This is a genomic window from Zoogloea sp. GDB6 (genome assembly GCF_056724105.1).
Map to the genome: position 1 here is coordinate 3426064 of NZ_CM161497.1, position 11645 is coordinate 3437708.

Genomic DNA, 11645 nt, shown 5'->3' on the forward strand with positions numbered 1-11645 from the left:
GAAGAAGGCTCACGGCGTCCGGAGCGGAAGCACGCGACAACGCTGCTGGTCCGCCTGCAAGGTACGGCAAAATGCCTCGGCGTCGGAGGCAAGCGCAAACGGTGCGACATACAGACGGTACCAAGCCTCCTGGACATCCTTCGACATTTCGACGCGACCGACCTGCACCGGACGCAGCTCGCGGTTTTCGAGCTGCGCGGAATAACGTGAACGCAGATCCCGCCACACGGCAGGGACCGTCGACTGGAGATAGAGCGCCGGCAACTCCACCCGCCACGCCGCCGCCACGGAACGGCCGGCGGCATTCTCCCACACGATTCCTGCAGGGGCGCTCGACGGGCCTGCAGCGGAACGCCCTTGCTGTGGCGCCTGAGCCGCAAGCGCCCCCTCATTGCCCGGGGGCGTCGGCTCAGACACACCTCCTCCACCCAGGGCCTGGAACAAATTGATGTAGGCCCGGTAGCGCTCCATGCGCATCCGCAAGAGCTCATCCAGGTGCCGGTGGTAGGTTCGTTCCGCGTCCAGCAGACCGAGATAGTCCAGGCCGCCGGCGGCATAGACCTTGAGACTGATCTCCCATGCCCGGCGCGCTGCCTCCGCCGCCTCGCGCTGGGCAAGCACGCGCCTCTCCAGCAATCGAATGCCCGCCAGCCCGCTTTCCACTTCACGCAATGCCTGGTGAATCGTTCGAATATACGTTTCGACCAATTCTTCGTGAATGGCCTGCGAAAAGTCCTCTTCCTTGGCGCGACGCCCCCCATCGAAAATACTCGCGGACGTACTGGCCACCATGTTCCAGAACAAGGTCTGCGGCTGAAACATCTGGGACAGGAACAAACTGCTATAGCCGATCTGTGCCGACAAATCGAGCGTAGGGAACAGACGCGCGCGTGCCACATCGATATCCGCATCTGCGGACAGCAGGCGGGCCTCCACCACCCTCACATCGGGGCGCCGCAACAGCAGCGCCGACGGCAGACCGGCATTGATCGTGGGCACCGCCAGCGAATCCAGCCCCCCGGACGACAGCGCAAGGGTCGCCGGGACCGTTCCGACCAGGAAGGCCACCGAGTTGAGCGCCTCTTCACGCTGCTGCTCCAATGCCGGGATCGTGGCCCGCAGCGAAAAGATCGCCGCGCGTTGCTGTTCCAGTTCGCCGAGAGTCGCATCCCCCACGGCAACGCGCTTTTCCACCGTCGCCAGCGTCGACTTCAATGCGGCCTCGGTCTCCCGCGCCAGCCCCAGTCGATCATTCAGCGAAACAAACTCGATGTAGCTCGACGCCAGACTGGCGACGAGCGTCCGCTGCACATTGTCGCGTTCGAATGCCGCACGCCACAGCTGAAACTCCGCCGAATCGGCCAAGGCGCCCATCTCGCCCCACAGGTCGACACGCCATTGCCCCTGCACGCCTGCCTGATAGGAGCGCTGCGACTGATGCACGTCGCCGCCTACCGGAACCGAACCCACGGTCCCTCCTGGCGCCTGCTTGGCGGTCAAGGCCTGCGCCGTCACGGACGGCAGCCGGCCAGCCCGGGCCTGATCCGCACGGGCCTTGGCCTGCGCGATGCGTAATGTGGCGATGCGGATATCCGGGTTGTTCGCAAGCGCCCGATCCACCAGGTGATCGAGCTCCGGATTGCCGAAGGAATGCCACCAGCTGACCACGTCGAGCGGTAGCGCAGCCGCCTCCGGCACGGACCGCAGCTCATCCCCCGCCGTCACCGGCATCGAATTGCGGTATTCAGCCGGCAAGGGCACCGCCGGCAGGTCGTAATGCGGACGCTTGACCGCACACGCACTCAACACGGCCGCCATCAGCAGGCTTACAGCCGAACGATGCACCTTATTCAACACTCACATTCACGTGATAGCCATGCTTCTTCAACAGGGCATTGCGCTGGGCATCGGCGAGATCTCCCGCCACCATCTCGGCACACATCTCCTGCACGGTAATCTCGGGCTCCCAGCCGAGTTTCTCCTTGGCTTTCGTCGGATCCCCCAGCAGCGTCTCCACCTCGGTCGGACGGAAATAACGGGGATCAACCCTGACAATGATCTGCCCGGGCTTCATTTCCGGCGCCTTGTCACCCTCGATACTCTCCACGACGGCAACCTCGTCCACGCCGTTTCCTTCAAAACGCAGCCTTACCCCCAGTTCCTCCGCGCTCCATTGAATGAACTGGCGGACGCTGTACTGCTTGCCCGTCGCGATCACGAAATCTTCTGGCTGCTCCTGCTGCAGCATCAGCCACTGCATCCGCACATAATCCTTGGCGTGGCCCCAGTCCCGAAGGGCATCCATGTTGCCCATGTACAGGCATTGCTCAAGCCCTTGGGCGATGTTGGCCAATCCGCGGGTGATCTTCCGGGTGACGAACGTTTCGCCACGACGCGGGCTTTCATGGTTGAACAGGATTCCGTTGCAGGCGTAGATCCCGTAAGCCTCCCGGTAATTCACCGTAATCCAGTAGGCGTAAAGCTTGGCCACCGCATAGGGGCTGCGGGGATAGAACGGCGTACTCTCCCGCTGCGGCATCTCCTGGACAAGGCCATACAGTTCACTCGTCGACGCCTGATAGAAGCGGGTCTTCTTTTCCAGTCCCAGAATGCGAATGGCCTCAAGGATGCGCAATGTGCCAATGGCATCCACATCTGCCGTGTATTCCGGGCTTTCGAAGCTCACCGCCACATGGCTCATCGCGCCCAGGTTGTAGATTTCATCCGGACGCGTTTCCTGAATGATGCGGATCAGGTTGCTGGTATCGCTCAGGTCACCGTAATGCAGTCGGAAACGGGCATTGCTGACGTGGGGATCCTGATAGATATGATCCACCCGCTGCGTGTGGAACAGGCTGGCCCGCCGCTTGATGCCATGCACCGTATAGCCCTTATCGAGGAGAAACTCCGCCAGATAAGAACCGTCCTGCCCCGTTATGCCGGAGATCAGCGCCACCTTGTTTGTCATGTGCAACTCTTCAAAAAATCTTCATAGGCAAGTTCAAGCCCGGACAGCAGATCCACCTTCGGTTGCCACCCAAGCATCTGCAAGCGGCCGCTGTCCATCAGCTTGCGAGGGGCCCCATCCGGCTTCTCCGCATCAAAACGGATTTCACCGTGGTAACCGACAACGCGGGCGATCGTGAGAGCCAGATCGCGAATGCTCACTTCGTCACCGCTTCCCACGTTGAGGTGGCTGCACATCGGCTGGACATGCTGCGCATAGTTCTCGGGAGAAGTCTCCATGACGTGGACGCAGGCGGTGGCCAGATCGTCCACGTAAAGGAACTCACGCCTGGGCGTCCCGGTTCCCCAGATGAGCACGGCCGGAAGCCCCTCGATCTTCGCTTCATGAAAACGGCGGATGAGCGCAGGAATCACATGGGAGTTCTCGGGGTGGTAATTGTCGCCCGGCCCATACAGGTTGGTCGGCATCACGCTTCGGTAATCCACGCCGTGGCTGACACCGTACTGACGGTTATAGCTCTCACACAACTTGATCCCCGCGATCTTGGCAACCGCATAAGGCTCATTGGTCGGCTCCAGCGTCCCCGTCAGCAATGCATCCTCCGCCATCGGCTGGGATGCATGCTTGGGATAAATACAACTCGACCCGAGAAACAACAAGCGCTTCGTACCGCTCCGGAAGGCGGAATCGATCACGTTCGCTTCGATCATGAGATTCTGGTAGATGAACTCCGCCGGATACGTATTGTTGGCATGGATGCCCCCCACCCTGGCCGCAGCCAGATAGACCATTTCCGGTCTTTCCGACTCGAAAAAGGCACGCACCGCGGCCTGATCGGTCAGATCCAACTCGGCATGAGTCCGGGTCACGATCTGCTCAGGCGCCCACCCCTGAGCCAACAATTCGCGCACGATGGCGCCTCCCACCATGCCGCGGTGACCCGCAACATAGACCCTGGGCCCAAAAGGAGCGTTCATATAGTCGGGACCTGCCCAAAAGGAGCCCGAACCGCGCACAGTACGGGCTCAAACATCACAATCACTCCAGACATTGGGCGCTAAAACCGCATTCACCCGCTTACCGCGGGGCATCCGGCAGGAAGCGATGCCAGAACGCGGGCTCGTACTTCCACCACGCATGCCCCCCCATCGGCACCTTGCCGCCATTCACGGCGTAATAAAAAGAAGGACTCAGCTCGAGCGAGAAGTGCGAAGCCATGATCTCGTTGGGCAGGATGAAGTCCGTAGACAATCCTCCCATGATGGAGAAAAACAGATCCTCGCTGGACCCCGTGCGATCAAAGACCCCGACCACATCCTGAAACTCTTCCAACAGGGCCAGACAGGACCTGACCCGCCGCAAGGATAACCCCCCATTCCCCACATGGGCCCGGGTGCGCTTGCCTCGATCCCCCTCGAAGACACCTGCATTCACCCAAAGCTCGACACCTTCCGGCCAGGGAGCACCAACGTAATCGAACGGCCGGGCCGCCCACAAGTCCAGTTCATCCCGCAGCAGGATCGCATCGGTCTGCAGGATCAGCATGAACTCGTAGTTGAGGAAGCGCCGATAGAAATCGGGACTGAGCAACAGGCGGTTATATCCGGGAATCGACGCAAAGGACTCCTCAGGAAATGGCAGATACTGCATTCCAGGATAGCGCACCTGATAAGCAGAAATATCCAGCCCCTCCGGCCCAATGAAAAGGACAGGGTGGCGTCCTCCCAGCGTCGCCAGAGAGACGTCCAGGGAGTAGCTCTCGAAGCGATCGAGTTGAGCCTTATATATCGGGACTAGAATGACCGTCTTTTGCATTGCCATCGGAACAGCGACCGGAATCCGTCAAACCTTAAGGCCAAGATAGCCCGCCTCGAAGTTGCGGTCACCGCTCGCAATGGCGGCAATGAAACGCTCCAGCGTCGCCAGGATCTGTTCACACCGGCTGTCCACATGGTGCCGATCCAGTGCCGACGCAATCCGTTGAATGAGGCCGCTCTCTCCCGCAGCATCGAATTTCGCGACCGCCTGCGCGTTCACCTCGCGCGGGCTGATCAGATCCGACACCTCGTAAAAAAGAGGAACGTCCCCAAGCAGCGCGACCTCGGGAAGGCTGCGATAGAAAGACGGCACGATGGGGATGCCCCCTGCCATCAGCGCGTTGTAAACACGGATCGGAACGCCCCCGAGCACAGGCGCAATCCAGTGCGTCTTGTGCGCGGACCATTCCCGCAGGTTATCCAGGTCGGAACGCCCCTTGTAATCGTTGGTGACGAAACCGACGGTCGGGAATGTATTGCCCACCGTGACCACAGCACGGTTCCGCCGTTCATAGCTGCCATAGAAAGCGTGAGGTCCGAAAGGCTCATCACTGCGTGGAGCGAGCAGCGTGTCGAAGTTGTCGACGAGAAACCGCCTGGACCACTGGTGAACGCCGACGAAAACCGGCCCGATCGAGCACGGATTGAAATGCGACAACAGGAACACATTCTCGGACGAAGCCGGTATGTAAAAGTCGCAACTCATCGCCAGCATCGCACTCATCTGGATCCAGTGCTGGGAATCCCAATCCCAGATCACTGTCAGCACGTCCGGATTGCGATTATAGAAATCCATGTAGCGGGCAAGGTCGGTCCCGACATCATTGTTCGTCAGGAACAGCAGGCTGCCGGCCGGAAACTTCAGGTCTGGGCTGGAGAGAAAGTCTTGAGGCAGCGGAATGTACTCGCGCCCCGCCACCAATGGCTGACATTTCTTCAAATGCCCGCCGAGATAAATGCGCTTCAAATCACCGAACAGGCCACCGGCAATCTTCTCCTCGACCTGACCACGCTTGAGCAATGCAAAAGAGTCAAAGTAAGAATCCTGAAGGATTTCATGGATGCTTTTGTTCAGCGCCGCCAGTTCAGCGATCAGCTCGTGGGGATTCTTGGACGTAGTCATCGGATCAACGCATCAATTGTGGACAGCACACACCGCCGAAATGACCCGATTCACCTGCTCATCGCCGAGGTTCGGCCCCATGGGCAGACTCAATACCTGTCGATGCAACATCTCGGTCACGGGAAAACTGCCGGCGGCATATCCCAATTCAGCATAAGCCGGTTGCAAATGGGGCGGAACCGGGTAATGAATGCCCGTCTGCACCCCCGCCTCGGCAAGGCTGGACTGAAGGAGATCCCGGCGCTCACTACGTACAACAAAGAGATGCCAGCTGGACACATTGCCGGACAAGACCGTGGGTAGCACGACGTCCGCATCCCCAAGCCCGGCCGAATATCGTTCAGCCACATGCGCCCGCGACGCATTCCACTCGTCCAAGCGAGCCAGCTTCACGCGCAGGAAGGCGGCCTGCAACTCATCCAGACGGGAATTGAACCCCTGGAGCTCATTGTGGTACTTACGCTGCGCCCCGTAATTGCGCAGCACACGCAAACGCTCCGCCAATGCGGGATCAGACGTCGTAATGGCACCACCGTCCCCCAGCGCCCCGAGATTCTTTCCGGGATAAAAGCTGAAGCCCGCGGCGTGCCCCAAGGCCCCTGCCCTGCGTCCATGATGGACAGCACCATGCGCCTGCGCCGCATCCTCGATGACTTTCAGCCCCTGGCGCTCCGCAATGGCCATCAGCCGATCCATCTCGGCCGTTTGCCCATACAAATGGACCGGCATGATGGCACGCGTGCGGGGGGTTATTGCAGCCTCCACGGCAGCGGGATCGATATTGCCGGTCGTGGCCACGACATCCACCGGCACCAGACGCGCACCTGAATAGGAAACCGCCAACCAAGTCGCAATGAAGGTGTTGGCCGGAATGATGACCTCGTCACCAGGCCCGATATCGTAAGCCCTCAGGATCAGATGCAATGCATCCAGGCCATTCGCGACGCCGACACAATACCTGGCCTGGCAATAGGTAGCGAACTCGGATTCGAAAGCCTCCACTTCCGGGCCGAGAATGAACTGACCGGAACTCAGTACCCGCGCCAGGCCGGCCTGGAACTCGGCTGACAGGGACTCGTTGAGTCCCTGCAGATCCAGAAACGGAATCATGAACGCAGCACCTTCGCCGCAGCCATGAATTCATCGTAATCCCGGATGTAATCAGCCTCGCTGTACCTCGACGAGGCAAGCACCATGCAAACGGCGCCGGATGAGAAATTATCCAGATACCTCCACATCATCGGGCAAACATAAAGTCCAAAATACGAACGATTCAAGTGAAAGCGGCGCTGATCCACCCCGTCGTCAAGCACGACGTCGAAGCTACCCGACATGGCCACGATGAACTGATGAAGATTCCGATGAGCATGTGCCCCCCGATCGGCACCACCCGGAACGTCGTACAGATAGTAAACCCGCTGAATACCGAAGGGAACGTGGATATCTCCCTCGATGAAAGTGAGGTTACCCCGCGGGTCGTGGATCTTGGGCAACTCCAGGATCCGGCAGTCATTCAAAGGCATATGAACTCCATCTTCGGCGAGAGGAATCTCTCAATTTGAAACGGTATTCAGCCACTCCACGCTCACCGACTCAGGCAGATACTTGCGATACTTCGCCAGCGAAGTCCGGATGGCATCCAGGCCCAGCTCGTAAAAGTAGTCCAATTCGTTCTCGGCAACCCGAACCGCGCCAAAGCGTTCATGGAACGTCCAGACCTTCTCGTTTCCCTTGCGGACATCGAAGTGGGAACGATGGAAGCCGAGATGATCGACAGCATATGAGTACACCATCAAGGCCGACTCCATGGCCGCCCATGAAGGCCGATCACGCTTGAGAATCCAGCTCCCCCAGCAAAAGCTGTCGCCTTTGGGATCGTACAGTCTTACGGTCCCAAAGGGCTCGCCTTCCAGGCTCTCGATGATGAAATACGCCTGATCGGACGCCTCCGCATACTTTGCCAGCCAGTCCTGCTGAGCGCGCAGATCCGGGGACGTATAGCTCAAGTACCGGGATCTGTCCTCATCGGTACGCAGAGAAAGGATGAACTCCGCATCTCCAACGGCAGCATTCCGAAAGGCAAGGCTCTTGCCTATGACCCTCAGGGCCTTGCGAATTACGAATGAGTCATCGTTCACCATGATCGCCCTCCCGGAAATTGAGCATGTCCGCTCCGCCTATGCGCTGGAAATTCAGGCTGCAGGCGGAAGAGGCACTTTCTGCATGACCGTCAGCAAATGCGGACCTCTCCACTCCTGGATACGGATGTTGAACGCCCCCTTGAAGCCGTAGGTCGCAGCCCAACGGTTCACGTCGTCGAAATAAAGAGGGAAAGTCTCGTCCGTGATGATATTCACGTGAGTCGGGTCCCTGAAGGCCACGCCATTCGGGTAGGCAGGGGTTAGCGAAAGGAACATCCCACCGACCTTCAAGACACGATAGACCTCATTCATCAGCTCGATGAAGGAGTTTCTGCGCGCCGGCGCATAGATCAAGCGCGGCACATGCTCGATGAAGTCATGAGCAGTCACATACTCGAAGAACTCGTCCTCGAACGGGATTGGCTCGACGACGAGATCTGCACAACGGATGTTGGATTCGAGGTCCTCGAGTACGTCGATCCCATACAGCTCGTCGGCATTGAATGGATTCTTCGGCTGAGGACCACACCCCAGATCAAGCGACCGTGTCATGCGCGCCCCTCCGAGCATGAAAAAAAGACTGTATGCTCATGATCATTTTCTTGAAATATACGGATTGCCGGGAAAGGAAGTGATCGACCAGCCTTCCGGGAATTGCGCCAGATCGATATCCGGCCGCTCTTTATAGACGATCGCGAGCAGATAATTATATTTCTGCTGCTGCCGGGAGCAAAGGAGTTCGGCATCCTCGACCTGCCGTCGGTACTCGACGAAACCAGGATTGTCTTCCTGGGCCGCGATTTCACTGACACCTTCATACCACATGTCGTACAGGCCTCGCGTTGCGACGGCCGGCAAATCCAGCCCCAAGGCGACCTTGTGCAGTTCCCGGCGAGACAGGGTATACACGTAATTGCCCGAAGCCTCATAGCCAGCCGGCAGATCGCCCACATGAATCGGACTGTCGATTACGGGATCCTGCGGCTCGATCAGCACCACCCCCTTACGCGCCACCCGCAGCATTTCATATAAAGCCAACATTGGACGCGGGAAGTGATGGTATGCCTCTTTGCAGAGCACGTAATCGACAGAATTGTCAGCAAGCGTCAAGGCCTCGGCGTTTTCGACCCGGTAGTCGGCAATGAGCCCCCGTTGCTTGGCCTGCTTCAGCAAATGATCGCCGATGCTCGTCGGCAGCACAGACTCGAACCCTTCTCGAGTCATATGGTACGCATCTGCTCCGAAAGGATCGCCAACCGTCATCCAACGATCCTTCTTGGTATGGGAAAGACACTTGAATACGGGCTCGAGAAAGCGCTTCATTCTCCACCACCCGACGATATCGGTGCGCTGGAAGAGTTCAAACTCCTTCTCGTTTTGCGTGTTCACGCGATCGAAGTCCACGTGCGCCGTATACAAGCGCTCGACGGCCGTCGGAGCCGCATCCTTGCCCGGCAGGAGCCCTTCTCTGCGCAACAGCTGTGCGACACGGCCCGCGGGACCGTCGTCCGCAACATTGTCGGCACAAAGCACACGTGCAATTTCCTCCAGCGTGCGCTCCCTGCGGGCCAGTCGGGCCTCCAGCGGGGCGACATGCTGCCCGGCAAAGTCCTGCAGCAGACGGCTGACGGAATGCTCGGAATACGAGGCGCAGGCATCATGCGCAGCTTCGTCCTGTTCGCTGAGGATGCTGGTGCGTGCGACGGAAAACAGGGTTGATTCAAGATTTCGGCAAAAGCCTTCAGTATCGAAAAGTGGATGAGTCGCCTTGTTGGCGAGCAGGCGCACCTTCAACCCGGAGAGCAATTCGCGGTCCGAAACGAGTTTCAGCGCCAGGGCTTCATAGTCTTCCCACGACTCCGTCACCAGTTCGGGCAGACCGATGGCATGCAACAGGCTGCCAGCAACCCGCGACGGGAACGCATCTCCCATATAGGTGATCACAGGCAGGCCGGCATACAAAGCATCCGCCGCGGTCGTGTGTGCGTTATAAGGCCATGTATCGAGGAACAGGTCTGCAAGCCGATAACGCGCAAGATGGTCTTCGATACGCGGCACACGCTCGGCGAACACCAAGCGCTCCGGTTCAATCCCGAACTCCTGGGCAGAACGGCGGAAATTGGCTCGAGTCAGTTCATTACGGGCGACAAGCCACAAGACACTTCCCGGCGTCTTCTGCAGCAAGGACATCCAGACCTTCCACAAGGGCGGCGAGATCTTGTAATCATGACTGAAGGAGCAATAGACAACGCCCTCGGGCGGCAGGCCACAGGATTCACGACTGGGCGTTGCCTCGGCGACTTTCAGGTTGCGGTCGGTCGGCAGATAAGAGTCGGGGAGATAAAGTACCTTTTCGCTGAAGAACTGTTGATTCTCCTGTGGGATCACATGCCGATCCGCCAAGATGTAGTCCATGTAGTCGACGGCCAGGGTCCCCGGATAGCCGAGGAAATTGATATGAACCGGCGCCGGTCTCCACGAGAAAATATCGATGCGCGAATCCGACGTATAGCCCGCCAGGTCGATGGCGATATCGACCTCCATCTCGCGCATCTTCTCTGCGATCTTTCGAGAGGACATTGCCCGTGCATCGATGAAATGATCGAACGCATTCAGCATTCGCGCACGCAGGCTGCTCCCGTCATCCACCCCCAAGGAAATGGCGATGGTCTCGACCCGTGTCTTGTCATGGCATTCGAAAATCCCGCACATCAAATGCCCGACGGGATGCTCACGGAGGTCAGGGGACACATAAGCAATGCGCAATTTCTTGTGCTTGTAGTCCTCTCCGTTCCATAACGGCTGTTGTGCTGGCTGGCAGAAGTGACTGGCAAAGATCTTCGTACAGTCGAATTGATCCTTGGCCGAATCGGAGAGAGCCATGAAGGCCAGGGATTTGCAGACCCGCTTTCCTTCCCGGACACCCACGAGAATGCGCTGGCGCAGGCTCTCGAAATCAGTCCAGTCACCGATATGCAGCCGTTCGTAGGCGAGCAGCCCGAAAGCATAATCGTAGTCCGGATGGTGTGCCACCAGACGCTCGAGTTGGGAAATGGCTCGAGCACTCTCCCGAAATTCGGTCAATAAAATAGCACTGTTACCCAGAGCACTCGGGTTGTCAGGCTCAATTTCCAGTGCCCGGTTGAAGCGGCTCAGGGCATCACGGTGCCTGTGCATGTCACGCAGCAGCACGCCGCTATTGATCAACGCCCCGATATATTCAGGCCGCACCTCGATTGCTTTGTCATATGCGGCCAGCGCCTGTTCGCGCTCACCGGACGATTGCAAGGCATTGGCATAGCCGAACCAGCCGTCAGCAAATCCGGGAGAAGTGCTGGCGCAACGGCCGAACAGCTCGAGAGCTCCCTTCAACTCCCCCCTGCCGTACAGAATCACCCCCAGGGAATAGAGGGAAACGGGTTCATCCGGCTTGACTCGCAAGACCTCTCTGAAAGCAGCCTCAGCCTTGTCGAGCACGCCCTGCCTTTGAAGCTCAAGCGCAGTGGAAATCAAGCTTAGCAGTTCGTCGTGAATGCCGGACTCTGACACCATGGGTCTCACCATCAAATTAGACTTGATCTGTAATGGTATCCACG

10 protein-coding genes are annotated in these 11645 nt (G+C 58.6%); all 10 read right to left on the minus strand.

What is annotated here, in order from left to right; all coding sequences use genetic code 11:
* Positions 1 to 9: 9 nt before the first annotated feature.
* The 10 genes from AC1PQG_RS15610 to AC1PQG_RS15655 all read right to left on the minus strand — a co-directional run bounded on the left by AC1PQG_RS15610 (position 10) and on the right by AC1PQG_RS15655 (position 11601).
* Positions 10 to 1857 (minus strand): efflux transporter outer membrane subunit, encoded by a 1848-nt coding sequence (locus AC1PQG_RS15610; RefSeq protein WP_481118738.1) that lies wholly within the window; start codon positions 1855 to 1857, stop codon positions 10 to 12.
* On the minus strand, positions 1847 to 2968 hold the full coding sequence (gmd, locus tag AC1PQG_RS15615; RefSeq protein WP_481118739.1) for a GDP-mannose 4,6-dehydratase: 1122 nt from the start codon (positions 2966 to 2968) through the stop codon (positions 1847 to 1849). Before gmd ends, AC1PQG_RS15610 begins: the two co-directional genes overlap by 11 nt.
* Positions 2965 to 3945 (minus strand): GDP-L-fucose synthase, encoded by a 981-nt coding sequence (fcl, locus tag AC1PQG_RS15620; RefSeq protein WP_481118740.1) that lies wholly within the window; start codon positions 3943 to 3945, stop codon positions 2965 to 2967. Before fcl ends, gmd begins: the two co-directional genes overlap by 4 nt.
* A gap of 100 nt (positions 3946 to 4045) precedes the next feature.
* Positions 4046 to 4789: a DUF5672 family protein gene (locus AC1PQG_RS15625; protein ID WP_481118741.1), complete on the minus strand. Its 744-nt coding sequence runs from the start codon at positions 4787 to 4789 to the stop codon at positions 4046 to 4048.
* Positions 4790 to 4810: 21 nt separating this feature from the next.
* The gene (locus AC1PQG_RS15630; RefSeq protein WP_481118742.1) at positions 4811 to 5908 is read right to left on the minus strand and encodes a hypothetical protein; all 1098 of its coding nucleotides are present in this window, start codon (positions 5906 to 5908) and stop codon (positions 4811 to 4813) included.
* A gap of 12 nt (positions 5909 to 5920) precedes the next feature.
* Positions 5921 to 7018: a DegT/DnrJ/EryC1/StrS family aminotransferase gene (locus tag AC1PQG_RS15635; protein ID WP_481118743.1), complete on the minus strand. Its 1098-nt coding sequence runs from the start codon at positions 7016 to 7018 to the stop codon at positions 5921 to 5923.
* Positions 7015 to 7431 carry a sugar 3,4-ketoisomerase gene (locus AC1PQG_RS15640; protein ID WP_481118744.1) on the minus strand — a complete coding sequence of 139 codons (417 nt, stop codon included), beginning with the start codon at positions 7429 to 7431 and terminating at the stop codon, positions 7015 to 7017. The genes AC1PQG_RS15635 and AC1PQG_RS15640 overlap by 4 nt, the downstream gene beginning before the upstream one ends.
* A 30-nt stretch (positions 7432 to 7461) precedes the next feature.
* A complete protein-coding gene (locus AC1PQG_RS15645) occupies positions 7462 to 8049 on the minus strand; it encodes a GNAT family N-acetyltransferase (RefSeq protein ID WP_481118745.1) in 588 nt (195 codons plus the stop codon).
* A 51-nt stretch (positions 8050 to 8100) separates the two neighbouring features.
* On the minus strand, positions 8101 to 8601 hold the full coding sequence (locus tag AC1PQG_RS15650) for a methyltransferase domain-containing protein (RefSeq protein ID WP_481118746.1): 501 nt from the start codon (positions 8599 to 8601) through the stop codon (positions 8101 to 8103).
* Positions 8602 to 8643: 42 nt separating this feature from the next.
* Entirely contained in the window at positions 8644 to 11601 is a 2958-nt protein-coding gene (locus AC1PQG_RS15655) for an O-linked N-acetylglucosamine transferase family protein (protein WP_481118747.1), read from the minus strand.
* Positions 11602 to 11645 lie beyond the last annotated feature (44 nt).